Below are 23740 nucleotides of genomic sequence, written 5' to 3'. Positions count from 1 at the left end.
GATGGGGACCGCCATCGGCGGCGTCCTCGCCGAGGGCGGCAACGACGTCGAGCACATCCGGCACAGCGACGTCGGTCTCGAAAACGATCAGGTGCGGGCCCGCGACCGGTCCCGGCGACCGTCAGCCGCGGCGGAGCTTGCGCACGACCTTCTTCGCCGTCGGGAGCGCCGTGTTCCACGTCGTGTACCAGCGCGAGAACGCGACGTCGATCGAGCCCACCAGCTCGTCGGTGTGCTTGGCAAAGCTCTTCTTGAACTCGCTGATCCCGTCGTTGAGCAGCCCGTTCATGTCATAGCGCACGAGCCCCTGCTCCTGGGCGATCTCGATCGTGCGCCAGTAGGTCGGCGCCGTGGCCGTGGCCTTGCGGCCCGCGTCGGTGCCGCCGCCGTACAGCAGGAACGACGTCGAGGCGGAGTTCACGCACCACGCGAACGTCACCGGTGCGTCGTCGAGGTAGGTCGCCACGAGCACCGACCGGTCGCCGAGCTCGCGGTGGATGTCGAGGTAGTACTTGTCGTGGTGGATCGCGAACCCGGCGCGCTCGGCCGTCTCCTTGTAGACGTCGAGCACCCGCAGCACCTCCGCCTCGTCCGTCACGCGGCGGATGTCCAGCCCCGACCGCGCCCCCTTGCGGATCTCGTAGCGGGTCGACTTGCGCATGTCCGCGAGCAGCTCGTCGGGCGACTTCGTGAGGTCCAGCACGAGCGTGCTCGGGATGAGCACGTGGTTCGCCGCCACCCGGCGCCCGGCCAGGTCGAGCTGCGTGCCCGCGGGCCAGTCGGGCTCGATCGTGATGCCGACACCGCCCACGTTCTCCCGCGCCCACTGCACCACGGTGTTGGTCACCGCGTTACGGGTCGCGGTGTCGCCCACCCCGAAGACGGCCTGCGCCGTCTCGCCGTCGTGGTGCGCCACGACCGGGCCGCGCGGCACGTACGACAGCGCGCGGAACTGGGCGGGCAGCGGGCGTACCAGGAGCTGGGCGAGCCCGACCGTCTGACCGTCCTCGGTCACGCGCAGGCGGTGCGCCTTCCAGGCGCCCGCCGCCTTGACCTCGCCCCAGCCCCAGAGCTGGAGCGGGTGCCCACCCAGGGCCAGGACCTCACGGTCCCAGGTCGAAGGATCGGTGACGAGATCGACGGCGAGCGTGATGGGCTCCGACAGGGCTGGCATGGGGACGACTCTACTGGGGTGCGGGCCCCGCGTTCACACCGGGTCGGCAGGTGACTCGCCGGGTGACTCAGCAGGTGACCCGGCCGACGGCTCCGTCGGCGTGCGCCCGGCCGCCGCGTCGGCGAACGCGCCCGCGAGCTTCTCCGCGAGCAGCCCGATCTGCCACTCGCGCGCCCCGCGGCCGCGCAGGAACTCCGCGACGGCGTCGACCGAGGCCGGCGCGGGCGGGGTCCAGCACAGGCGGCGCAGCGCGTCGGGCTGCAGCAGGTTCTCGACGGGCACGCTGAGCTCCTCCGACAGCGCCGTGACGAGCTCGCGGGACAGCGCGAGCCGCCGCGCGGCCTCGGGGTCCCTGTCGCCCCAGGTGCGGGGCGGCGGAGGCCCGTCGGACCGCGGGCCGCGCACCGACGGCAGCTCCGACTCCGGCAGGGCGCGCGCCTCGTCGATGGCGCGCTGCCAGTAGGCGGCGCGCCGCTTGATGCCCTTGCCGCCGAACTCCTGGAGCGTCACGAGCTGACCCGCCGTGCGCGGCATGGCCTTGGCCGCCGCGACGATCGCGCGGTCGGGCAGCACCCGGCCCGGTGACACGTCGCGGGCGCGGGCGCTCGCGTCGCGCGCGAGCCACAGCGAGCGGACGGCGGCCACCTGGCGCGGGTTGCGCAGCACGTGCATGCCGGAGGTGCGGCGCCACGGATCGACGCGCGGCGGCGGCGGGGGAGCCGTGCGCACCGCCTCGAACTCCTGCGCCGCCCACTCGGCCTTGCCCGCGGCCTCGAGCCGCTCGGCGAGCCGGTCGCGCAGCTCGACCAGGACCTCGACGTCGAGCGCGGCGTACCGCAGCCAGTCCTCGGGCAGGGGCCGCGTCGACCAGTCGACGGCCGAGTGCTCCTTGGCGAGCCCCAGACCGAGCACCTCGGCGACGACGGCGGCCAGTCCCACGCGCTCCATGCCGAGCAGGCGCGCGGCGAGCTCGGTGTCGAAGATCTTCGCCGGGCGCAGGCCGTGGGCGGCGAAGCCGGGCAGGTCCTGCGACGCGGCGTGCAGCACGAACTCGGCGTCGCCGACCGCCTCGCCGAGGGGCGACAGGTCGGGCACGGCGACGGGGTCGACGAGCGCGGTGCCCGCCCCGGCGCGGCGCAGCTGCACCAGGTAGGTCGCCTGGCCGTACCGGTACCCGGAGGCGCGCTCGGCGTCGCCGGCCACCGGCCCCGAGCCGTTGCCGAACGCCTCGACGACGCGGGCGAACGCGCTCGGGGTGGCCACGACGTCGGGCAGGCCGTCGGCGGGCTCGGTGAGCGGTGTGACGGGTGGCGGCACGGGCGTCGATGTCTCCGTGGGGACTCCTCGCTCCGTCGTCGTCATGGGCCTACCGTATGGCGTTGCCTCGAACGGTCGGAAAAACGCCTGGTGAGAGCCGCGACGCCGTCGGGCAGCGGAGGGACGCCCGCGGCCATGCCGAGCAGGGCGGCCCAGGCGCGCAGGTGCGTGCCGAGGTGGGTGTCGAGCGGCGTCCACGACGCGCGGACCTCCAGGTCGACGGCGTCGGGCGTGCCGTCCAGCGCGCCGTAGCTCTGCGACAGCACGCGCGTGACCGTCCCGCCCTCCGCGACGGTGCCGGCGCCGGGCTCGAGCCCGACCGACCGGAGGCACTCGCCGACCCAGGACCAGGCGACGTCGGCCAGCAGGGGGTCGGCGGCCATCTCGGGCTCGAGCGTCGCCCGCACGAGCGTCACGACGCGGAACGTGCCGTGCCAGGCCTCCTGGCCCGCTGGGTCGTGCAGCACGACGAACCGGCCGGTCGCGAGCGGCTCGTCGGCGTGGTCGTGCTCGTCGGCGAGGCCCGCCGTGCCGGTCGCCCCGCCCGGCGAACCACCCGGCGAACCACCCGACAGCACGTCCCCCGCGAGCGCCGCGCTGAACGGCGCGACGCGGCGGGGCGCCGGGATCTCCGTGAGGCGCACCTCGGTGCGCAGGGCCTGGTGCCGCAGGTCGGCGAGCGCCGCTGCGAACTCGACGGGGACGCCGGAGGGCGGGCCGCTGGTCACCCTCTCACCGTACGTCCGCCGGACGAGCGGGCGGAGCAGGCGCGCGGAGGTGGCCGGATCGTGACCTGCGTCGCCGCGTGTTCGCGTGCGCGACTAGGCTGGCTGCGGGTCACGGCGCGCCGTGCGTGGGCCGGCCCGGTTCCCACTGCAGAAGGAGCAAGAACGTGTCAGGCACAGCACAGATCGGCGTCACCGGGCTGGCGGTGATGGGTCGCAACCTCGCGCGGAACTTCGCACGTCACGGCTACACCGTGGCCGTCCACAACCGCTCGTACGCCCGCACGCAGTCCCTCGTCGAGGAGCACGGCGACGAGGGCACCTTCGTGCCCAGCGAGTCGATGGCGGACTTCGTCGCCTCGCTCGAGCGGCCGCGCAAGGTCGTCATCATGGTCAAGGCCGGTGGCCCGACGGACGCCGTCATCGACGAGCTCGTGCCGCTGCTCGAGGAGGGCGACATCGTCGTCGACGCGGGCAACGCGCACTTCCCGGACACGATCCGGCGTGAGGCGGCCCTGCGCGAGCGCGGCCTGCACTTCGTGGGGACCGGTGTCTCGGGCGGCGAGGAGGGCGCGCTGAACGGCCCGTCCATCATGCCGGGCGGCACCGCGGAGGCGTACGCCTCGCTGGGCCCGATCCTGGAGGAGATCTCCGCGAAGGTGGACGGTGTGCCGTGCTGCACGCACGTGGGCTCCGACGGCGCCGGCCACTTCGTGAAGATGGTCCACAACGGCATCGAGTACGCCGACATGCAGCTCATCGCCGAGGCGTACGACCTGCTGCGCCAGGGGCTGGGTGCCTCGGCGGCGGAGATCGGCGAGATCTTCGCGCAGTGGAACACGGGTGACCTCGAGTCGTTCCTCATCGAGATCACGGCCGACGTCCTCAAGCACACCGACGCGGACACCGGCAAGGCCTTCGTCGACATCATCCTCGACCAGGCGGAGCAGAAGGGCACCGGCCGCTGGACCGTGCAGAACGGCCTGGACCTCGGCGTGCCGATCACGGGCATCGCGGAGGCGACGTTCGCCCGCGCGCTGTCCGGCTCGGTGCCGCAGCGCGAGGCCGCGCGCGCCGTCCTGCCTGCCCATGCCGCGCAGTGGGAGGTGAAGGACCGGGACGCGTTCATCGAGGACGTGCGCCAGGCCCTGTACGCCTCGAAGGTCGTCGCGTACTCGCAGGGCTTCGACCAGATCGCCGCGGCAGCGGCCGAGTACGGCTGGGACATCGATCGCGGTGCGATGGCCCGCATCTGGCGCGGTGGCTGCATCATCCGCGCCCGCTTCCTGAACCGGATCACGGAGGCCTACGAGCGCGCGGCGGACCTGCCGCTGCTGCTCGCGGACGAGTACTTCACCGACGCGGTCGCGAGCGGTCTGCCCGCGTGGCGCCGGGTCGTGGCCGGTGCGGCCCAGAACGGCGTGCCGACGCCCGCGTTCTCGTCCTCGCTCGCGTACTACGACGGCGTCCGCGCCGAGCGGCTGCCCGCCGCCCTGGTGCAGGCGCAGCGTGACTTCTTCGGTGCGCACACCTACAAGCGGGTCGACCGCGAGGGCACGTTCCACACCGAGTGGTCCGGCGACCGCACGGAGGCCGAGGCGTGAGCGGTCTCCCCGCGGAGCAGGGGTCCGGCGGCGGGGAGCCCGCCCCGGAGATGCTGGTGGTAGGGGTCGGCGGCGACGTCGGCATGTACGCGCTGGTGCGGGCGTTCCACGAGCAGTACGGCACGCGCGCGATCGTGCTGTCCAAGGTGGCGACGCGCGCGATGCAGGACTCGGCGATCGCCGAGAACGTGGTCGTGCCGGGCATCGACGAGGTGGACGTGTTCCTGTCCACCCTCGAGGGCATCGCCCAGCAGCACCGGGACAAGGTGCTGGTCCTGCTGACGAACGCCGACTGGCACGTGCGCACCGTGATCCTGAACCGGGAGCGGCTGGAGGCGGCGGGCTACGTGACGCCGTACCCGTCGCTCCCGGTGCTGGAGCAGGTGAGCAGCAAGGAGGGGTTCGCGGAGGTCTGCGACCGGCTCGGCATCCCGACGCCGCGCACGGTGGCCGTCGACGTCGCCAAGCTGGTGGCCGACGGCGGCCGCTCCGCGATCGCGGGGCTGGAGGTCGACCTCCAGTTCCCCGTGGTCGGCAAGCCGTCCAACAGTGCCGAGTGGTACTACGTGGACTTCCCCGGCAAGGCGAAGATCCACCACCTCGACACGCGCGCCGCGCTGGACGAGCTGCTGGGCCACCTCGTGGACGCGGGCTTCCCCGGCACGTTCCTGGTGCAGGAGTTCATCCCGGGCGACGAGACGCAGATGCGCTCGCTGACCGCGTACCGCGACACGTCGGGCGCCGTCACGCTGCTGGCCACGGGCCGGGTGCTCCTGGAGGAGCACACGCCGGGCACGCTCGGCATCCCGGCCGCGATCCTGGTGGAGCCGTACGACGACGCCATGGACGCGGCGACCCGGTTCCTCGACGAGACCGGCTACGTGGGTTTCGCGAACTTCGACTACAAGCTCGACCCCCGGACGGGCGAGCACGTGTACTTCGAGGTGAACCCGCGCATCGGGCGCAACAACTACTACGTGACGGCGGGCGGGGCGAACGTGGCCCGCGTGCTCGTGGAGGACTGGGTGCTGCGTCGCCCGATCCGCCCCGTGCACGCCGTGCGCGAGGTGCTGTACTCGGTGGTGCCGTACGGCCTGCTGTCGAAGTACGTGCTGGACCCGGAGCTCAAGGCCCGGCTCAAGGCGCTCAAGGCGAGCGGCGCCGTGGTGAACCCGCTGAAGTACGACCGTGACTCCGGACTGAAGCGCCGGCTCATCGTCGAGGCGATCACGCAGAACTACCGCCGCAAGTACGCGCAGTACTACCCGGAGCCGACCTCGACGGGGCACTGACCCCGCACCGATCTCGGGGCGCGTTCCCACCGGACGCCCGGACCGCTCGGCGGTCCGGGCGTCCGCTTTTCGCCCATGGGGAGCTCTACCCCGTGATCTCGCTTGTGCGGACGGTGAAGCATCGGGACACTGTGTGCGCACTTGCCGGATATTTCCGGCCTAAAACGTGAGAGAGGCTTCATCCCTGATGTCGTTCATCGAGTCCATCCGGACCGTCCTGTCGAAGTACGCGGTCTTCTCCGGCCGTGCGCGCCGCTCCGAGTACTGGTGGTACACCCTGGCGTACGCGATCGTCTCGGCAGTCCTCTACGCGGTCCTCGTCCTGCCGGGCTACACCGCCTACCTCACCGCCACCATGGAGTGGTCGATGGCCGGCGACCCGGCCGCGCCCCTGCCCGCCATGCCCGGCTCCCTGATGGTCGGCTACGCCGTCACCTCGATCTTCGCGCTGGCCCTGCTCCTGCCGAGCCTCGGCGTGACCGTCCGCCGACTGCACGACACCGGCCGCTCGGGCTTCTGGGTCTTCCTCGGGCTGGTCCCGGTCGTCGGCGCGATCATCCTCATCGTCTGGGAGGCCACGGCGGGCACGCCCGGCCCGAACCAGTACGGCCCCGACCCGAAGGCTGCCCAGCAGCCCGCCACCGTCTGAGAGGGCGGCAGATGTCCCTGATCGAGGCCGTCACGACCTGCCTGCGCAAGTACGGCACCTTCAGCGGGCGCGCCCGCGCGTCCGAGTACTGGTACTTCGTCCTCGGCCTCGCGATCGTGAACGCCGTCATCTTCGTGGCGCTCCTCGTCCCGGCCCTCGCGACGATGGACCCCGTCACGCAGGAGCCCGGCGTGCTGGGGTCGATCGGCTCCGCGCTCGTGGCGATCATCATGTTCGGCACGCTCGTGCCGGTCATCGCCGCGGCGGTGCGTCGCCTGCACGACACGGGGAAGTCGGGGTGGCTCTACCTGCTGATCCTCGTGCCGTTCGTGGGCTCGATCATCGTCCTCGTGCTGCTCGCGCTGCCGGGCGAGCCCGGCCCCAACCGCTACGGCCCGGACCCCCGCGCCGTGCAGCAGCCGGTCGCCGGCTGACCTAGCCTGAGGCCATGACAGACGACCGTCCCGTCCTCGTCGTCGGGGCGAGCGGGTTCGTCGGCAGCCGGGTCGTGCGCGGCCTGGCTGCCGGCGGACGCGGCGTGCTCGCCGCCTCCCGCCACGGGCTGCCCGCGCACGCCGCGGTGCAAAACGGCGTCGTGCCCGTGCGCTACACGGGACCGGACACGCTGCGGCAGGCCGTGCGGGACGCCTGCGCGAGCGCGGGCGTCCCGCTGCCCGGCGCGGTCGTCGCATCGATCGGCGGGTGGCAGCTCGGCGCACCGCTGCTCGACTCCGACCCCGACGAGTGGACGGCCACGCTGGCCTCCCACCTCACCGCGCACCTCGACGCCGCCCGGGCGCTCGTGCCGCTGCTGGCTCCCGGTGACCCGTACGTCGTGCTCAACGGCGCCGCCTCGCGCGAGCCCATGGCCGGCTCCGGCGCGGTCTGCGTCACGGGGGCGGGGCTCGCCATGCTCGTCCAGGTGCTGCGGCTCGAGGCCACCCGCCCGGACGCGGCGTCGGTCCGGTTCCACGAGGTCGTCGTCGACCACGCCGTCGACGGGGACGACCGCAACGCCGACCCCGCGCAGACCAGGACCCCGGCACAGGTGGTCAGCGCCCTGGGAGCGGTGCTCGACCAGCCGACGGCGCCCGCCGTCGTGCACGTGTGACGTTGCTCTCCTGAGGGGTCCCGGGCGGCGCGCCGCCGGTAATCTTCTGCCTCGTGACAGCCCCCTCCACCACCGACACCCCGACCACGACGACCGCCCTCAGCGCGGTCCGGCCCCAGGTCCCCGTCGACCGGCTCGTCACCGACCTCGTGCCCCCGCGGCACTTCGCGCAGGCCCGCTTCGCGACCTACCGCGCCAACCCCGCGCACCCGAGCCAGGCCCGCGCGCTGGACCGGCTGCAGGAGATCGCCCAGCAGGTCGCCGCGCCGCGGCGCGGCCTGTTCAGCCGCCGGAGGACGGCACCGGCGGTCTACCTCGACGGCGGCTTCGGCGTCGGCAAGACCCACCTGCTCACCTCGCTCGCCCACGCCGTCGCCGAGGAGCTCGGGGCCGACGCCGTCGCGTACGGCACCTTCGTCGAGTACACCAACCTCGTGGGGGCCCTCGGCTTCCACCAGACGGTCGAGGCCCTGGGCGCCAAGAAGCTCGTCTGCATCGACGAGTTCGAGCTCGACGACGCCGGCGACACCACGCTGATGTCCCGTCTCATGCGCGAGCTCGCCGACCGCGGCGTCGCGCTCGCCGCGACGTCGAACACGCTGCCGGACGCGCTCGGCGAGGGCCGGTTCGCCGCCCAGGACTTCCAGCGCGAGATCAAGGCGCTCTCCGACCGCTTCGAGACCCTGCGCGTGGACGGCGAGGACTACCGGCACCGCGACGTCGTCACCGACTCCGAGCCGCTGTCCGAGGCCGACGTCGTCGCCGCGGCGGCCGCGCACCCCGGTGCCACGCTCGACGCCTTCGACGACCTGCTCGACCACCTCGCGACGGTGCACCCCAGCCGCTACGGCGCGCTGCTCGACGGCGTCACCCTCGTCGCCCTCACCGGGGTGCGCCCGGTCGAGGCCCAGGCCGTCGCGCTGCGCCTCGTCGTGCTCGTCGACCGCCTCTACGACCGCGACGTGCCGGTGCTCCTGGGCGGCGAGGGCGACACCAGCGGCCTGTTCACCCCGGAGATGCTCGCGGGCGGCTACCGCAAGAAGTACTTCCGGGCGCTGTCCCGCCTGGGCGCGCTCGCCGAGGAGGGCCGCACCCTCCTCACGCCCCGCCCGTGACCGCCCACCCCTGACCCACCCGCCGGGCGGAGGGGTCAGCGGCGGCGCGTCGTGGGGTGCGTCGGGTTCTCCGCGCGGAGCACCGCCGTCATGCGCGGCGGCACCGTGAGCGTGTCGCCCACGAGGCGGGTCGCGCCCGGCTCCCACGCCGCGGCGAGGCGGAACGAGCCCGGCAGCGGGGCCTGGACCGCGCCGTCGGCCGGCCGCAGCAGGCTGCCGAGGCGGAGGGCCGCCAGACCGTGCCCGGTGTTGAGCACGAACGCCAGCGTGCCGCGCAGCACCACGATCACCGACCGGTCGGCCGTCGAGCGGATCTCCAGCGGCAGGTCCAGCTCCTCGGCGACGCTGTGCCGGATCGCGATGAGCTCGCGCGCCCAGCGCGCCAGGCGCTGCTCGCTCTCGTTGCGGGGCGCCACGGGGGTGTGCACGGTGTCGAGCACGAGCGGGTTGCCCGCGAGCACCACGGTCGCCAGCACGCTCGCCCGGATGTCGACGTCGTCCACGGCCAGGAGCGCCGTCGCCGGGCTCTCCTCGCCCGCCCACGGGACGGTGAGCTGCGTGGCGGGCAGGCGGGTGATGTCCTCGACCACGGCCGCGCCCGAGCGCATCCGGCGGCGCCCGCCGCCGTTCTGCCTGCTCGCGCGCCGCACCGAGGGGTGCACGAGGTCGGCGAGCATCTGCAGCGCCTGGATGTCCTCGGACTTGCCGGGGCCGGACAGGATGCGCAGCAGGATCGACGTGAGCCGGTCGCTGCGCCCGGGGCCGTCCACGAGGAGGCTGAACCGCCGGTCGAGCTGCTCGCCCAGGGCCACCACGTGGTCGGCGAGCTCGCCGAGGAACGGGGTGGGGGAGCGGTCGACGAGCGCGTCGACGTCGAGCACCAGGCCGTCGACGTGGTACTCGCGCAGCCAGTGCCGCGCGTCGTCCACGAGGAAGTCCCGCGGGCCGCGGCTGCCGCTGCCGTCGAGGTTGATGCGGTCGCCCACGTAGTCGGTCCGCACGGTCGGTGCGGACGGCACCTTGCCGGCCCGCGTGCCGATGCTCGGCACCTGACCGGTGCGCATCTGGATCGGGCCCGTGCGCGGGCGGTCCAGCGGCACCTGGCCGGTGCGGGGCCGCATCGCCTGGAGCGCGTGCTCGCCCGCGTCGCCGACGTCCGGTCGGGGCGGGCGCGGGCGCCCGCCGCCCTGGAGGTAGGGGCCGTACGCCTCGAGGCCGAGCTCGTCGGCCACCGCCCAGCGGTACGGGATGTCGAGCACGACGGCGAGGCCGGCGGCGTGCGCCGCGTCCACGAAGCGCTGGAGGGCGCGCGGCCCGCCGTAGGGCTCGTGCACCGAGTAGAGCCGCACGCCGTGCGACGGACCCAGCGCCGGGTCGAACGCCGCGACGGGCGCGAGCTCGACGCCGTGGACGCCGAGCTCCGCGACGGCCGGGAGCAGGCGCGCGGCCGCGTCGAGCGTGCCCTCGGGGGTGAACGTCTCGACGTCGACGTGCATGAGCACGCTCGTCGACAGGTCGGGCGGCGACCACGTGCCGTCGGTCCACTCGAAGGCGGGGTCGAACACGCGCGTCGGACCGTGGATGCCCTGCGGGAGCCAGACGCTGCGCGGGTCGGGCAGCAGCGGCCCGCCGTCCACCGAGTAGCCGTAGTCGGTCCCGTGGCCGAGCACGGTGTCGGCGCCCCAGTAGCCGGGCTGGCCCGCGCCCACGAGGCGCAGCGGCATGTGCTCCGGCTCCTCGTACGCGTCGTACGGGACGAGCACCTCGATGACGCGGGCGCGCGGGGCCCACACCACCGGTCTGGGCCCGGGAACAGGCATGTCAGGCCCAGGTCGGGGCGGTGGTGTGGTTCCTCCGGTTCCACTCCTCGGTCCGGTCACGGCGGACAGCCTAGCCCGCCGACCCGGATGGGCGGGTCAGCACCACCACGCTGTGCGCGGTCACCGGCAGCCCGGCGCCTGCCTGCAGCACCGTGCCGGGCTCGGCGTTGCCGTCGGTGTCGAGCACGACCGTCCACTCGGCCCCGTACGCGGCCGACGGCAACGTGAAGTCCAGCTTCTCGGAGTGGGCGTTGAGCAGCAGCAGGAAGGAGTCGTCGACGACCGGCTCGCCCCGCCTGTCCTTCTCGGTGATCTCGTCCCCGCCCAGGTAGACGGCGACGGTGCGCGCGTAGGACTGGTTCCAGTCCGTGTCGTCCATGCGCGCGCCGGTGAGGTCGAGCCACTCGATGTCGGCGGGCCGGTCGGAGTCGTCCCCGGGGGAGCGGCCCTCGAAGAAGCGGCGCCGGTGCAGCACCGGGTGCTCGCGGCGCAGGCGGACGGCCTGTCGGGCGAACTCCAGCAGCGCGGCGCGCTCGTCGTCGAGGTCCCAGTCCACCCACGACAGCTCGTTGTCCTGGCAGTAGACGTTGTTGTTGCCGTCCTGCGTGCGGCCCAGCTCGTCGCCGTGCGCGATCATCGGCACGCCCTGGCTGAGCAGGAGCGTGACGAGCAGGTTGCGGCGCTGGCGGGCGCGCAGCTCGCGCACCTCGGGGTCGTCCGTCGGCCCCTCGACGCCGCAGTTCCAGGACCGGTTGAAGCTCTCGCCGTCGTTGTTGTCCTCGCCGTTGGCCTCGTTGTGCTTCTCGTTGTAGGCCGTCAGGTCGGCGAGCGTGAACCCGTCGTGCGCCGTGACGAAGTTGATGGACGCGCTGGGGAACCGGCCCGTGTGCTCGTAGAGGTCGCTCGAGCCGGTCAGGCGGGAGGCGAACTCCGGGAGCGTCGCGGGCTCGCCGCGCCAGAAGTCGCGCACGGTGTCGCGGTAGCGGCCGTTCCACTCGGTCCACAGCGGCGGGAAACCGCCCACCTGGTAGCCGCCGTCGCCCAGGTCCCACGGCTCCGCGATGAGCTTGACCTGGGAGATGACCGGGTCCTGGTGCACGATGTCGAAGAACGCGCTCAGCCGGTCCACCTCGTGGAACTGGCGGGCGAGCGTCGCGGCGAGGTCGAAGCGGAAGCCGTCGACGTGCATCTCCTCCACCCAGTACCGCAGCGAGTCCATGATGAGCTGGAGCACCGCGGGCGAGCGCATGAGCAGCGAGTTGCCCGTGCCGGTCGTGTCGAAGTAGTGCGCCTCGTCGCCGTCCACCAGGCGGTAGTAGGCGGCGTTGTCGATGCCGCGGAAGCTCAGCGTCGGGCCGAGCTGGTTGCCCTCGGCGGTGTGGTTGTAGACGACGTCGAGCAGCACCTCGATGCCCGCCTCGTGCATCGTCTTCACCATGGACTTGAACTCCATGACCTGCTCGCCGCGCCGGCCGTAGCCCGCGTACCCGTTGTGCGGCGCGAAGAAGCCGATCGTGTTGTAGCCCCAGTAGTTGGACAGGCCCTTCGCGGCCAGCGACGGGTCGGTGACGAACTGGTGCACCGGCATGAGCTCGATGGCCGTGACACCGAGGCTGGTCAGGTGGTCGATCACCGCGGGGTGGGCCAGGCCCGCGTACGTGCCGCGCAGCTCCTCCGGCACGTCCGGGTGGCGCATGGTGAGGCCCTTGACGTGCGCCTCGTAGATCACCGACTCGTGGTACGGCGTGGCCGGCGGGCGGTCGTGGCCCCAGTCGAAGTACGGGTTGACCACCACGGAGACCATCGTGTGGCCGCGCGAGTCGCCGTCGGCCGGGGTCGTGCCCGTGACGGCCTGCTCGGTGTCGTCGAACGGGTAGGAGAACAGGGACGGGTCGCCGTCCAGGTCGCCGTCGACGGCCTTGGCGTAGGGGTCCAGCAGGAGCTTGGCCGGGTTGCACCGGTGGCCCGACGCCGGGTCGTACGGGCCGTGCACGCGGTACCCGTACCGGGTCCCCGGGCCGACGCCGGGCAGGTACACGTGCCACACGTGGGCGTCGGTCTCGGTGACCTCGACGCGGGTCTCGGAGTCGTCGTCGGCCAGCAGGCAGAGCTCGACCCGCTCGGCGACGGAGGAGTAGAGCGCGAAGTTGGTGCCGGTCCCGTCGAACGTCGCACCGAGGGGATAGGGGTGCCCAGGCCAGGTCTGCATCGAACGATCATCACACCCCCGCGCCTCCCGTGCGGGGCGACGTGCGTGATGGGCGTGGCGCCCGCGTGGAGGCTTCGCGGGGATCTGTGCGGACGTGCGAGTCACCCGCCGATCCGGATGCGAGCGCACGGCCGTTGCTGCGATCATGTGGGCATGATCACGGGGGAACCCCAGTCCACCGAACCCGCCGAGCACGGTCCGACCGACCTGGTCGACGAGTCCAACGCCTCCTACGCCCACATCGCGCCGCCGGCCGTCCGGCGCGCCGCGTCCCGCCGCGGCCTGCTCGGGGGCGGTGACGTCTCCAAGGCGCCCCGCAACCTCGCCGGCTGCGAGCTCGACCCCATCTCGGGAGCCTCCAGCGGGGTCTCCTGGGACGACCCGGAAGAGCTCTGACCCGACGGGTGGGCACGGCACGTCCCTGAGCGGACGTGCGCGTCCCGTGCGACGAGGCACGGGCGCCGGCTCTCGCGTGCCCGCGCCTCAGCGCGGCAGGCGCTCCGGGTCGACGGCGATGAGGCGTGGCATGCCCGCGGGCGCGACGGCGCTCAGCGCGAGGTAGCGCGCCTCCGCCCGGTGCAGCCGGATGTGCTCGTCCAGCGACCACTGCGGCCCGTTGGTCAGCGTCATGCCGCACGAGCAGTCGATCTCCTCGCGGTCGCCCGGCAGGTTCCGGACGAGTCCCACGGTGACGTGGGAGGCGCGGGCGTCGGCCTTGGCCCGGTGCATGGCGGCGCTGACGGGTGCCTGTTCGCTCACGCCCCACACCCTAACCGCGCGCGGCCGGGCCCCAGAGGGCAACGGTGGCCGCCGGCCCGGCTCACACCCGGTCGAGCGCCTGCTCGACGTCCTCCAGGAGGTCGGTCACGTCCTCGAGCCCCACGGACAGCCGCACGATCGACGGCGGCACCTCGGCCTCGGTGCCGCGCACCGAGGCGTGGGTCATCGCGCTGGGGTAGTTGACCAGCGACTCGACGCCGCCGAGCGACTCGGCGAGGAGGAACACGTGCGTCGACTCGGCGAACGCGCGCGCCGCGGCCTCGCCGCCGGCCAGGTCGAGCGAGATCATGCCGCCGAACCGCGACATCTGGTGCGCCGCGACCTTGTGGCCGGGGTGGTCGGGCAGCCCGGGGTACAGCACGCGCGCGACGGCGGGGTGGTGCACGAGCCGCTCGGCGAGCACCTGCGCGTTCTCGGAGTGCCGCTGCATGCGTACGGCCAGCGTCTTGATGCCGCGGGTGGTGAGGAACGCGTCGAACGGGCTCGAGACGGCGCCCGCCGCGAACTGCACGTACCGCACCTGCTCGGCGAGCTCCTCGCCGCCCTTCCCGTCCCTGCCGTGCCCGACGACGACCGCCCCGCCGACGACGTCGGAGTGCCCGCCGAGGTACTTGGTCGTGGAGTGGACCACGACGTCGGCCCCGAGGTCGAGCGGGCGCTGCAGCGCGGGCGACGCGAACGTGTTGTCCACGACCAGCAGGAGGTCGTGCTCGTGCGCGAGCTGGGCGAGCGCCGGGATGTCGCTGATCTTCATGAGCGGGTTCGACGGCGTCTCGACCCAGAGCACCCTGGACTCGGGCCGCACGGCCGCCCGCACGGCGTCGAGGTCGGCCGTGTCGACGGTGCTGTGCGCGACGCCCGCCTTGCCGTGGATCGTGCGGACGAGGCGGTGCGTGCCGCCGTAGACGTCGTTCGGCACCAGCACGTGGTCGCCGGGGGAGACGACGGCGCGCAGCAGCGCGTCCTCCGCGGCGAGGCCCGAGGCGAACGAGATGCCCGCCGCCCCGCCCTCGATCGCGGCGAGCTGCTCCTCGAGCGCAGTGCGCGTGGGGTTGCCGCCGCGCGAGTACTCGTACCCGCCGCGCAGCCCGCCGATGCCGTCCTGCGTGTAGGTGGAGGTGACGTGGATGGCGGGGATGGCGTCGCCGGTGGTCGGGTCGGGGTGCTGGCCGGCGTGGATGGCGAGGGTGTCGAACCGGTTCTGCTGGGTGGTCATGTCAGAGATCTCTTTCGGGAGCCGGCGGCCGTCAGACCGCGAGGTAGTCGAGCAGGTCGGCGCGCGAGACGACGCCGAGGGCCTTGCCGCCGTCGGTGACCAGCAGCGCGGTCTCGTCGGCCAGCGCGGCGCGCAGCGCGCCGACCGGCTCGTTGACGCCGATGAGCGGCAGAGGCCGCCCGACGAGGCCGCCGACCTCGTCGGAGAGGTTCGCCGTGCCGGCGAACACGCGGTCGAGCAGGTCCTTCTCGTGCACGGCGCCCGCGACCTCGCCGAGCACGACGGGCGGCTCGGCCGTGAGCACGAGGAGCTGGGACACGCCGCTGCGGGTCATGCGGTCGATCGCCTCGCGCACCGTGTCCGTCGGGTGCACGTAGAGCACGGGCGGCGTGCGGTCGGCCTTGGCGGCCAGCACGTCGGCGACGGTGTGGTCCTCGATGGCGGGGGAGAACCCGTAGGACCGCATCCAGGTGTCGTTGAAGATCTTGCCCAGGTAGCCGCGGCCGCCGTCGGGCAGGAGGACCACCACGACGTCGTCGGCGGTGAGGTCGCGCGCCGCCTCGAGGGCCGCGACGACGGCCATGCCGCTCGAGCCGCCCACGAGGATGCCCTCCTCGCGGGCGAGGCGGCGCGTCATCGCGAACGACTCGGCGTCGCTGACGGCGATGATCTCGTGCGGCACGGTCGGGTCGTAGGCGGTGGGCCAGAAGTCCTCGCCGACGCCCTCGACGAGGTAGGGCCTGCCGGTGCCGCCGGAGTACACCGAGCCCTCGGGGTCGGCGCCGATGATGCGCACCCGGTCGCCCGAGACCTCGCGCAGGTACCGGCCGGTGCCCGTGATGGTCCCGCCCGTGCCGACGCCGGCGACGAAGTGGGTCACGCGGCCCTCGGTGTCCCGCCAGATCTCGGGACCGGTGGTCTCGTAGTGGGAGCGCGGCCCGTTGGGGTTGGAGTACTGGTCGGGCTTGAAGGCGCCCGGGATCTCGCGCACCAGGCGGTCGCTCACCGAGTAGTAGGACTCGGGGCTGTCGGGCGCGACGGCCGTGGGCGTGACGACGACCTCGGCGCCGTACGCGGTGAGGACGTTGCGCTTGTCCTCGCCCACCTTGTCCGGCAGCACGAACACGCAGCGGTACCCACGCTGCTGGGCCACCAGCGCCAGGCCGACGCCGGTGTTGCCCGAGGTGGGCTCGACGATGGTGCCGCCGGGCCGGAGCCTGCCCTCACGCTCGGCCGCGTCGATGATGCGGCCCGCGATGCGGTCCTTGGAGGAGCCGCCGGGGTTGAGGTACTCGAGCTTGACGAGCACCGTCGCATCGGTGACGCCCTCGGTGACGTGGCCGAGCCGGACCAGGGGGGTGTTGCCGACGAGCTCGACGACAGAGTTGACGTACTGCACCTGTATCTCTTCCTGTTCTGTGCGCGCGACGGCGCGCGCGGGGGGACTGACGGCCTGGTGAAGGGTCAGTGACAGCAACAGGAGAGCGTGGTGAGCACGGCGCCACTGTAGCCGGACGGCCCCGTCAGTGCGAGTGCGCGATGCCCAGCTCGTGCATCCGCTCGTGCTCCTCGCGCTCCTTCATCCGCTGCGCGATGCGCGCCTGGACCTCGGGGCGGCGCAGCGGCGGGACGTTCGTGGGCGGACGGCGGCGCGCCGGCAGCTCGTCGAGCAGGCGCGTCACGATGTCGGCGACCTCGGCGGTCGCCCGTTCCACGGGCTCGCGCGTCGCGTCGCTGACCTTGGTCACACCCGTCACCTTGCGCACGAACTGCAGGGCGGCGGCCGTGATCTCCTCGTCGGTGGCGGCGGGCTCGAGCCCGCGCAGCGTGGTGATGTTCCGGCACATACCTCGACGGTACGCCGCCCGCCGCGGCCCCGGGCGGCCTTGACGACTCGTGCGACTAAGTGATTTAGTCACTTTATGACTCAGAGCAGAGCATCGTTCTCGGAGCAGCTCGCCGACGACATCGTGCGGCTCATCCGTTCCGAGAGCCTCGGACCCGGCGACGCGCTGGAGTCGTCGCGCGACCTCGCCAAGCGGTTCGCCGTCACCACGCCCACGGTCCGCGAGGCGCTGCGGCGCCTCGAGGCGACGGGTGTGGTCGAGCTGCGGCACGGCTCGGGCACCTACATCGGCCCGGGGATCGAGCGGACGGTGCTCGCCAACCCGCACCGCCCGCGCATCACGCGGCGCTCGGTGATCGAGCTGGCCGAGGCCCGCCTCGTCATCGAGCCCGGCATCGCCGCCCTGGCCGCGAGCGCCCGCGACGCCGCCGCGCTGCAGCGTCTCGAGGCCGCGACGGCGACGGCGCTCGAGCCGCCGGTGCACGGCCACCGGCCGGCCCTGAACTTCCACGTCGAGCTGGCCGCGGCGTCGGGCAACGGGCTCCTGCGGGAGACGCTCGAGGCGCTGCTGCACGTGCGCGCCGACGAGCAGACCGAGATCCGGTTCCGGTACGACGACCGGCAGCGCGACCACGCGGAGCACCGCGACATCCTGGCCGCCGTGCGCGACGGCGACGCCGCGGCCGCGGAGCGCCTGACGCGCGAGCACCTCACGACGATCCGTGCCTCCCTGGAGACCGCCGACTTCGGGGACGTCGACGGCACGGACGAGGAGGCCGCGCCATGAGCGCGCCGTACCGCCTCGCCGAGATGACGACCCACGAGGCGGCCGACGCGGCGGCGCGCGGCACGGTCGTGGTCGTGCCCGCCGGGGCGCTCGAGCAGCACGGCCCCGGCATGGCGCTCGGCACCGACCTCGTGCGGGCCGAGGCCGTGGTCGGGCGGGTCGCCGAGCGGCTCGCGGGCCGCGTCGTGGTCGGCCCGTCGGTCCCCGTCGGTGTCTCACCGCACCACATGGTGTTCCCCGGCACGATCACCCTGACCACGACGACGTTCGCCGCCGTCGTGCGCGAGTACGTGACCAGCCTGCACCGGCACGGCTGGACGCGGTTCCTCGTCGTGACGGGCCACGGGGGCAACAACGCGGCCCTCACGACCGTCGCCCAGGACCTGCTGGTCAGCCACCCCGGCGTCCAGCTGGCGTGGTCGCCGCTCACCTCGCTCGCGGGCGACGCGGTGGCCGCTCTCGACCCGAGCCCCGTCCACGGGCACTCGGGCGAGGCGGAGACCGCGCAGATGCTCCACCTCGCACCGCACCTGGTGCACACCGACCGGCTCGAGCCCGGCACCACGACCCCCGACCAGCTCGACGACGTCTCCCGGGCCGCGCGGCACCACGCGCAGCCCACGCTCACCCTCCCGTACGACCGGCTCAGCGCCAACGGCGTGCTCGGCGACCCCCGCCGGGCCACCGCCGAGGACGGCGCGGCGATCGTCACGGCGATCGTCGACCGGATCACGGCCTTCCTCGAGGAGTGGCCGGCCGCCTGACCGCGACCCGCACCCGACCCCGTACCACGCACCCCGCCCGGAACCGGCGCCCGGCCGACCGGGTGCGGCCCCGCCCTGCCCAGAACTCGACTGCCCCAGAACTCGACCTGCCCAGAACGTGCTCCACCCCGTCGGAGCCTCCCGGAAAGGACCAGCATGTCAACGACGACAGCACCACGGCCCGCGCGCTCCGCGCGCCCCACCCCGACCGGCCGCGCCCCCGGCCGGGCACCTGCCCGACCCGCCCGCCGACGACGCACCGCCGCTCTCGCGCTCGCCGCCGCCGCACTGACCGGCGTGCTGATCGGCGCAGTGGCCGGCGCAGCGGTACCGGCTGCCGCGGCCCCCGCACCCGTGCTGCCCGACGCTGCCACGACGCCGTCGGGCAGCACGACCCACCCCGGCCGCTCGGCGGGCTGCGGCACCGCGCCCGACCAGGAGCCCGGCACCAGCGTGCTGCGCACGCTGACGAGCGGCGGGCGCGAGCGCACCGTCCAGCTCCACCTGCCCGACGGCTACCGCGCCGACCGCGCCTGGCCGGTCGTGCTCGTCTACCACGGCCGCGGCAACACCGGCGCGGGCACCGAGGCCTTCTCCGGCCTGGACGCCCTGCCCGCGATCGTCGCGTACGGCAACGGCGTGGTCGGCACCGGCGACGGCGAGCGCCAGGCCTGGGAGGGCGCGCCCTACTCGGCGCCCGGCGTCGACGACGTCGCCTACACCACCGACCTGCTCGACACCCTCGAGGACGAGCTCTGCGTGGACACGCGACGCGTGTACGCGACCGGCAAGTCCAACGGTGCGGGGTTCACCGCGATCCTCGCGTGCGAGCTGTCCGACCGGATCACCGCCATCGCACCCGTCGCCGCCGCCCTGTACGGCACCGGCCACCCCACGTGCGAGCCCGCACGGCCCGTGCCGGTCATCGAGTTCCACGGCACCGCGGACGCCACCATCCCTTACGGCGGCGACACCGACCGCGGCCTGCCCGCCGTCGGCGACTGGGTCGGCGGCTGGGCCGAGCGCAACGACTGCCGGCCGCGGCCCCGCGTCGAGCAGACCGCCCACGACGTGACGACCACGCGCTGGCGCGGCTGCCGCGCCGGTGCCGAGGTCACGCACGTCGCCGTGCTCGGCGGCGGCCACACGTGGCCCGGCGAGGACAGCTACTCCGGCGGCGGGTACGCCACGCACAGCATCGAGGCCCACGAGGTCATGTGGGAGTTCCTGCGCGACGAGCGGCTGCCGCTGCGGTTCGTGGCGGGCGCGACGGAGCAGGCCACGACGAACCACGGGAGCGCGTCATGAGCACCACCTCCGCACCGCGCACCGAGGCCGACCGGCTGCCCGCCGTCCTGCGGGCGCTCGCGGTCGTCGAGCGCGTCGGCAACGCGCTGCCGCACCCGTTCTGGCTGTTCTGGATCCTCGCGGCGATCCTCGGCGTGACCAGCGCCGGGCTGGCGGCCGCGGGTGTCTCGGTCGTCTCCCCGGCCGACGGCGAGACCGTCGTCGTGCGGAACCTGCTCAGCGGCGAGGGTCTGGCGATGGCGGTGTCGACCGCCGTCGAGAACTTCGCGACCTTCGGGCCGATGGGCACGATCGTCGCGGTGATCATGGGCGTCGCCGTCGCCGAGCGCACCGGCTTCCTCGCGGCGGCCATGAAGGTCTCGGTGTCGCGCGTGCCGGTCTCGTGGGTCGTGTTCGCCGTCGCGTTCGCGGGCACGGTCTCGCACGTGGCCAGCGCGGCCGCCTACATCATCCTCGTGCCGCTCGGCGGGCTCGCGTTCCGGGCCGTCGGGAAGTCGCCGATCCTCGGCGTCGTCGTGGCGTACACGTCGATCGCGTCCGGGTACGACGCGAGCCCGGTGCCGACGCCGAACGACGCGATCTTCGCGGGGATCACGACGGAGGCCGCGCGGATCATCGACCCGACCGCGTACGTCTCACCGGTGAGCAACTGGTTCTTCAACATCGCGTCGTCGCTGCTGCTCGCCACCGTCATCACCCTGGTCACCCGGCTGGTGCTGGCCCGGCGGCCCGACCTCGATGCGGACCCGGACGCGGACCTGGACGACGTCGCAGGCCTCGAGCTGTCGTCGCGCGACCGCAGGGCCCTGCGCGCCGCGCTGCTGACCGGGCTCGGCGCGGTCGTGCTGCTGGCCGTCGTGGTGCTGGTCCCGGCGTCCCCGCTGCGCGGCGAGGGCGGGAGCCTCACCGAGTCACCGTTCCTCGACGGCATCGCCGCGATCGTGGCCGTGCTGTTCGCGGTGGTCGGCATCGTGTACGGCCGGATCTCGGGCGCGATCGAGACGGCGGGCGACGTGCCACGGCTCATGGCCGAGGGCGTGCGGCAGATGGCGCCCGTGCTGGTGCTGTTCTTCGCCATCGCCCAGTTCCTCGCGTACTTCGACTGGACGCACATCGGCGACGTCATCGCCGTCAACTCCGCCGAGGCGCTCGAGGCGACGGGTGTGCCGATCTGGGTCGTGTTCCTCGCGATCCTCGCGCTGCTGTCCGTGGTCAACGTGCTGGTCACGAGCGGCTCGGCGATGTGGGCCATCGCGGCGCCCATCGTCGTGCCGATGCTCCTGCTGCTCGACGTGCCCGCCGAGACGACGCAGGCCCTGTTCCGCATCGCCGACTCCGGGTCCACGTCCGTGACGCCGATGAGCCCGTACTTCGTCATGGCGCTCGGGTTCCTGCAGCGCTACCGCAAGGATGCGGGCATCGGCACGCTGGCGTCGTACACGCTGCCGCTCGCGGTCTGCATGACGCTGGCCTGGACGCTGCTGTTCTTCGCCTGGTGGGGGCTCGGCATCCCGCTCGGGCCCGGTGCGCCCGTGCGCTGACCCCCGGCCCGCCCGCGCACGCAGCGGCCCCCGCCGTCCAGGACGACGGGGGCCGCTGCTCTGACTGCCCGGCGGACCCGCCGTCAGTCCGGCAGGTCGCCGACCCCGAAGTAGGCGGTGCAGGCGCCGCCCTCGGCCTCGTAGCCGGTCGAGATCTCCAGGACCTCGCCGCGCTCCGGCATCGGCAGGAGCGTGGGGCTGTAGTTGGGGCAGTAGTTGTTCCAGGGGTCGAGGACGCCGACGGGTGCCGGTCCGGTGGACCACGGCGACTCGGGTGCGGCGTCGTTGGCCAGCAGGGTCGCGCCGCTGCCGGGCAGGACGCCCCCGTTTGCCCCGTACAGCATCTGGCCGACGGCGAGGAGCCGGCCGTCGGGCGTCCCGTCGTCGTACCAGGAGATGTTCGGGGTGTGGCGGAAGTGCGTGCCGTCCGCCGTGGTCACCGGGTGGCCGAGGGCCGCGGGGTCGCCCCACGTGGTGCCGTCGGGGGAGCGGCGCACGTAGTGCCTGCAGTCCTCGACGGGCCCGCAGACCTCGTAGCTCATGAGGTACGTGCCGTTCGGGAGACGGCGGACCACGGGCATGCCGGGCCGCAGGTCAGGGTCCTGCGCCGCGACCACGTTCTCGAGCGGCGCCCAGGTGCGCCCGTCGGGAGAGGTGGTCTGCACGAGCGTCTGGCTGTGCGCGGGCTGCTGGTTCTCGTCCGACACGTACAGCGCGAGCCGTCCGTCGCGGGTGACGGCGAACTCGGGCTCCCAGAGACCCTTCGCGGTCGGTGCGACCGCCGCCGTCGAGAGGTGCTCCCACGTGCGTCCCTGGTCGGTGCTGGCCCACACCGGCAGCGTCATGCGGCGCGTGGACTCGTCCTCGTCCTGGCCCACCGACGCCGACCACAGCAGGGTGCCGGGTGCGAGGTCGCCGACCTGCTGCGGGAGCTCGTACAGGGTCGAGCAGCACAGGCCGCGAGCGGCGCCCGGGTCGGTGACGGTGCCGACGCGCTCGAAGCTGCGGCCGTCGTCGGTGCTGGTGAAGATCGCGCCGTGGCCGCCGGCGTCGTCGAAGGTGACGACGCTCGCGACGATCGTGCCGTTCGCGGCGCCTGCGTGCTCGAGGCGGATCGCGCGCGGGTAGAGCGCGGTGCCGTCCATGAGCCGCGTGCCGTTCAGGGCGCCGCCGGGTGGGGGGTCGGCGCTCACGGCCGCCGGTGGGGTGCCGGTGCTCTGGCTCGCCGTGGCCGGGGCGGCCGCGCCCGGCAGGGCGAGGGCCGCGAGGGCCGTGCCGGCGACGGCGGCGAGGAACGGGGCGGCGACGCGACGTAGGACCACGGGTGGCACCTCTCTGATCGGCTCTGATCTCGGCGCCACGCTAGCGACCGGGTGATTCTGAGTCAACGTTGCACCACCCCGCCGCTCGCCCAGGTAGTCACCTGGCGAGGTAGTCACTTGGCGAGGTAGTCACTTGGCGAGGTAGTCGCGCAGCGGGCCCCGCCCGCTCAGACGCTCGCGCGGTACCGCAACGGGGACAGCCCGACCTCCCGCTTGAACGCGGTGCTGAACGCGCTCTCCGAGGCGTACCCGAGCTCGGCGGCCAGCGTGCCGACGCGCGTGTCCGTGCTGCGCAGGGCGCGCTGCGCGAGCAGCATGCGCCACCGGTTGAGATAGGTGATCGGCGGCATGCCCGCGACCGTGCGGAACCGCTCCGCGAACGAGGTGCGCGACATCGCCGCCGCGCGGGACAGCTCGGGCAGCCCCCACGGCCGGGCCGGGTCGGCGTGCATGAGGTCGACCGCGGGGCGGAGGCGCTCGTCCGCGAGCAGCCGCAGCCACCCGGGCGGCGGGCCGGTCACCTGTCCGCCGGCCGGACCCGCGGCCTGTTCGACGTACGCCCGCAGCACCTCCAGCAGCAGGAGCTCCCCGTGGCGCCGGACGGCGTACGCCGCGCCCATGCGCTGCGCCGTCACCTCCGTGTACAGGCGGTGCAGGCTGCCACGCAGGTTGGTCGCCGCCGGGCCGTCGCCGCGCACGTGCGCCAGCGGCGGCAGCGCCTGGCCCAGCAGCGCGAACCCCGCCGGGTCCAGCTCGACGCGGCCGCCGATCACGACGTCGCCCGTCGCGCGGTCGGGCCCGTGCAGGCGCAGCGACGCGAAGTCGGCGTCGGGCACCACCACCCGGGGCGGCCCGTCGCCCGCCCCGCCGCGTGCCTCGATCCACGTGCGGCCGTTGAGGACGACGACGTCGCCCGCCGCCAGCTCGACCGCCTCGTCGACGCCGTCGGTGCTCAGGCGCGCGCTGCCCGCTGCCAGCGCGAAGAACTTGAGGCCCTCGACCGCGCCGCGCGTGACCCACGGGCCGTCCGCGGCGAACCCGCCCGACAGCACGCCGCGCACCTGGACGAGGTCGAACGCCTCGGAGAGCTGATCGGACACCATACCCGTACTGTCGCGCAGAAAATGCGGATCGCCAAGTATTCAGAGTTCGGCCGGGGC

At 73.7% G+C, this 23740-nt stretch carries 22 protein-coding genes; 11 read left to right on the top strand and 11 right to left on the bottom strand.

The annotated features are described in order from the left end of the window. Window positions 1–121: 121 nt before the first annotated feature. The 3 genes from HLB15_RS08845 to HLB15_RS08835 are packed head-to-tail and all read right to left on the bottom strand — an operon-like array spanning window position 122 to window position 3219. A complete protein-coding gene (locus HLB15_RS08845) occupies window positions 122–1174 on the bottom strand; it encodes a lipid II:glycine glycyltransferase FemX (RefSeq protein ID WP_171104933.1) in 1053 nt (350 codons plus the stop codon). 33 nt (window positions 1175–1207) lie between these two features. Next, the gene (locus HLB15_RS08840; protein ID WP_171104932.1) at window positions 1208–2536 is read right to left on the bottom strand and encodes an HRDC domain-containing protein; all 1329 of its coding nucleotides are present in this window, start codon (window positions 2534–2536) and stop codon (window positions 1208–1210) included. Continuing rightward, window positions 2533–3219, bottom strand: coding sequence for a DUF3000 domain-containing protein (locus HLB15_RS08835; protein ID WP_171104931.1), 687 nt, complete (start codon window positions 3217–3219; stop codon window positions 2533–2535). The genes HLB15_RS08840 and HLB15_RS08835 overlap by 4 nt, the downstream gene beginning before the upstream one ends. Window positions 3220–3383: 164 nt before the next feature. Between HLB15_RS08835 and gnd the strand changes: the two genes are divergently transcribed. The 6 genes from gnd to zapE all read left to right on the top strand — a co-directional run bounded on the left by gnd (window position 3384) and on the right by zapE (window position 8987). Further along, complete coding sequence (gene gnd, locus HLB15_RS08830) at window positions 3384–4820, top strand: NADP-dependent phosphogluconate dehydrogenase (protein ID WP_171104930.1); 1437 nt, start codon at window positions 3384–3386, stop codon at window positions 4818–4820. Next, window positions 4817–6112 carry a carboxylate--amine ligase gene (locus HLB15_RS08825; protein WP_229785265.1) on the top strand — a complete coding sequence of 432 codons (1296 nt, stop codon included), beginning with the start codon at window positions 4817–4819 and terminating at the stop codon, window positions 6110–6112. Before gnd ends, HLB15_RS08825 begins: the two co-directional genes overlap by 4 nt. Window positions 6113–6299: 187 nt before the next feature. Further along, window positions 6300–6761 (top strand): DUF805 domain-containing protein, encoded by a 462-nt coding sequence (locus HLB15_RS08820; RefSeq protein WP_171104929.1) that lies wholly within the window; start codon window positions 6300–6302, stop codon window positions 6759–6761. A gap of 11 nt (window positions 6762–6772) precedes the next feature. Beyond that, entirely contained in the window at window positions 6773–7195 is a 423-nt protein-coding gene (locus HLB15_RS08815; RefSeq protein WP_171104928.1) for a DUF805 domain-containing protein, read from the top strand. A gap of 14 nt (window positions 7196–7209) precedes the next feature. After that, window positions 7210–7872: an NAD-dependent epimerase/dehydratase family protein gene (locus HLB15_RS08810; RefSeq protein ID WP_171104927.1), complete on the top strand. Its 663-nt coding sequence runs from the start codon at window positions 7210–7212 to the stop codon at window positions 7870–7872. 53 nt (window positions 7873–7925) lie between these two features. Further along, window positions 7926–8987: a cell division protein ZapE gene (gene zapE, locus HLB15_RS08805; RefSeq protein ID WP_171104926.1), complete on the top strand. Its 1062-nt coding sequence runs from the start codon at window positions 7926–7928 to the stop codon at window positions 8985–8987. 35 nt (window positions 8988–9022) lie between these two features. Here zapE and HLB15_RS08800 read toward each other — a convergent pair whose 3' ends face one another. Together HLB15_RS08800 and glgX are read right to left on the bottom strand one after the other, a co-directional pair. Further along, a complete protein-coding gene (locus tag HLB15_RS08800) occupies window positions 9023–10807 on the bottom strand; it encodes an alpha-amylase family protein (protein ID WP_171104925.1) in 1785 nt (594 codons plus the stop codon). A gap of 70 nt (window positions 10808–10877) precedes the next feature. Beyond that, window positions 10878–13016, bottom strand: coding sequence for a glycogen debranching protein GlgX (gene glgX, locus HLB15_RS08795; RefSeq protein WP_171104924.1), 2139 nt, complete (start codon window positions 13014–13016; stop codon window positions 10878–10880). Between the two features lie 153 nt (window positions 13017–13169). Between glgX and HLB15_RS08790 the strand changes: the two genes are divergently transcribed. Beyond that, on the top strand, window positions 13170–13412 hold the full coding sequence (locus HLB15_RS08790) for a hypothetical protein (RefSeq protein WP_171104923.1): 243 nt from the start codon (window positions 13170–13172) through the stop codon (window positions 13410–13412). Window positions 13413–13499: 87 nt separating this feature from the next. On the opposite strand, the gene HLB15_RS08785 is transcribed toward HLB15_RS08790, so the two are convergent. The 4 genes from HLB15_RS08785 to HLB15_RS08770 form a co-directional block, all read right to left on the bottom strand. Beyond that, entirely contained in the window at window positions 13500–13775 is a 276-nt protein-coding gene (locus HLB15_RS08785; protein ID WP_373291090.1) for a hypothetical protein, read from the bottom strand. Between the two features lie 61 nt (window positions 13776–13836). Then, complete coding sequence (locus HLB15_RS08780) at window positions 13837–15012, bottom strand: cystathionine gamma-synthase (RefSeq protein WP_171104922.1); 1176 nt, start codon at window positions 15010–15012, stop codon at window positions 13837–13839. 31 nt (window positions 15013–15043) lie between these two features. After that, window positions 15044–16411: a cystathionine beta-synthase gene (locus HLB15_RS08775; RefSeq protein ID WP_171104921.1), complete on the bottom strand. Its 1368-nt coding sequence runs from the start codon at window positions 16409–16411 to the stop codon at window positions 15044–15046. Between the two features lie 124 nt (window positions 16412–16535). Further along, entirely contained in the window at window positions 16536–16859 is a 324-nt protein-coding gene (locus tag HLB15_RS08770) for a DUF2277 domain-containing protein (RefSeq protein WP_171104920.1), read from the bottom strand. A 75-nt stretch (window positions 16860–16934) separates the two neighbouring features. On the opposite strand from HLB15_RS08770, the gene HLB15_RS08765 reads away from it, so the two are divergent. From HLB15_RS08765 to HLB15_RS08750, 4 genes are all read left to right on the top strand, one after another. Next, window positions 16935–17645, top strand: coding sequence for a FadR/GntR family transcriptional regulator (locus tag HLB15_RS08765; protein ID WP_171104919.1), 711 nt, complete (start codon window positions 16935–16937; stop codon window positions 17643–17645). Further along, window positions 17642–18409, top strand: coding sequence for a creatininase family protein (locus tag HLB15_RS08760; RefSeq protein WP_171104918.1), 768 nt, complete (start codon window positions 17642–17644; stop codon window positions 18407–18409). The genes HLB15_RS08765 and HLB15_RS08760 overlap by 4 nt, the downstream gene beginning before the upstream one ends. 156 nt (window positions 18410–18565) lie before the next feature. Then, window positions 18566–19717, top strand: coding sequence for a CE1 family esterase (locus HLB15_RS08755; RefSeq protein ID WP_229785268.1), 1152 nt, complete (start codon window positions 18566–18568; stop codon window positions 19715–19717). Next, window positions 19714–21258: an AbgT family transporter gene (locus HLB15_RS08750; RefSeq protein ID WP_171104917.1), complete on the top strand. Its 1545-nt coding sequence runs from the start codon at window positions 19714–19716 to the stop codon at window positions 21256–21258. The genes HLB15_RS08755 and HLB15_RS08750 overlap by 4 nt, the downstream gene beginning before the upstream one ends. Window positions 21259–21341: 83 nt before the next feature. Here HLB15_RS08750 and HLB15_RS08745 read toward each other — a convergent pair whose 3' ends face one another. Both HLB15_RS08745 and HLB15_RS08740 read right to left on the bottom strand, forming a co-directional pair. Continuing rightward, window positions 21342–22580: a sialidase family protein gene (locus tag HLB15_RS08745; RefSeq protein WP_171104916.1), complete on the bottom strand. Its 1239-nt coding sequence runs from the start codon at window positions 22578–22580 to the stop codon at window positions 21342–21344. Window positions 22581–22747: 167 nt separating this feature from the next. After that, window positions 22748–23683 (bottom strand): AraC family transcriptional regulator, encoded by a 936-nt coding sequence (locus HLB15_RS08740; RefSeq protein WP_171104915.1) that lies wholly within the window; start codon window positions 23681–23683, stop codon window positions 22748–22750. Window positions 23684–23740 lie beyond the last annotated feature (57 nt).

The organism is Promicromonospora citrea, assembly GCF_013004695.1.
GTDB lineage: Bacteria > Actinomycetota > Actinomycetes > Actinomycetales > Cellulomonadaceae > Promicromonospora > Promicromonospora citrea.
The sequence above is the reverse complement of the archived record's forward strand: the minus strand, read 5'-3'. Positions and strand labels throughout refer to the sequence as shown.

Coding starts and splice junctions, on each gene's coding strand:
- glgX (WP_171104924.1), bottom strand. CDS start 13,016: ATGCAGACCTGGCCTGGGCACCCCTATCCCCTCGGTGCGACGTTCGAC.
- HLB15_RS08815 (WP_171104928.1), top strand. CDS start 6,773: ATGTCCCTGATCGAGGCCGTCACGACCTGCCTGCGCAAGTACGGCACC.
- HLB15_RS08820 (WP_171104929.1), top strand. CDS start 6,300: ATGTCGTTCATCGAGTCCATCCGGACCGTCCTGTCGAAGTACGCGGTC.
- HLB15_RS08780 (WP_171104922.1), bottom strand. CDS start 15,012: ATGACCACCCAGCAGAACCGGTTCGACACCCTCGCCATCCACGCCGGC.
- HLB15_RS08840 (WP_171104932.1), bottom strand. CDS start 2,536: ATGACGACGACGGAGCGAGGAGTCCCCACGGAGACATCGACGCCCGTG.
- HLB15_RS08800 (WP_171104925.1), bottom strand. CDS start 10,807: ATGCCTGTTCCCGGGCCCAGACCGGTGGTGTGGGCCCCGCGCGCCCGC.
- HLB15_RS08740 (WP_171104915.1), bottom strand. CDS start 23,683: ATGGTGTCCGATCAGCTCTCCGAGGCGTTCGACCTCGTCCAGGTGCGC.
- HLB15_RS08770 (WP_171104920.1), bottom strand. CDS start 16,859: ATGTGCCGGAACATCACCACGCTGCGCGGGCTCGAGCCCGCCGCCACC.
- HLB15_RS08750 (WP_171104917.1), top strand. CDS start 19,714: ATGAGCACCACCTCCGCACCGCGCACCGAGGCCGACCGGCTGCCCGCC.
- HLB15_RS08760 (WP_171104918.1), top strand. CDS start 17,642: ATGAGCGCGCCGTACCGCCTCGCCGAGATGACGACCCACGAGGCGGCC.
- HLB15_RS08755 (WP_229785268.1), top strand. CDS start 18,566: ATGTCAACGACGACAGCACCACGGCCCGCGCGCTCCGCGCGCCCCACC.
- HLB15_RS08790 (WP_171104923.1), top strand. CDS start 13,170: ATGATCACGGGGGAACCCCAGTCCACCGAACCCGCCGAGCACGGTCCG.
- HLB15_RS08845 (WP_171104933.1), bottom strand. CDS start 1,174: ATGCCAGCCCTGTCGGAGCCCATCACGCTCGCCGTCGATCTCGTCACC.
- HLB15_RS08810 (WP_171104927.1), top strand. CDS start 7,210: ATGACAGACGACCGTCCCGTCCTCGTCGTCGGGGCGAGCGGGTTCGTC.
- HLB15_RS08765 (WP_171104919.1), top strand. CDS start 16,935: ATGACTCAGAGCAGAGCATCGTTCTCGGAGCAGCTCGCCGACGACATC.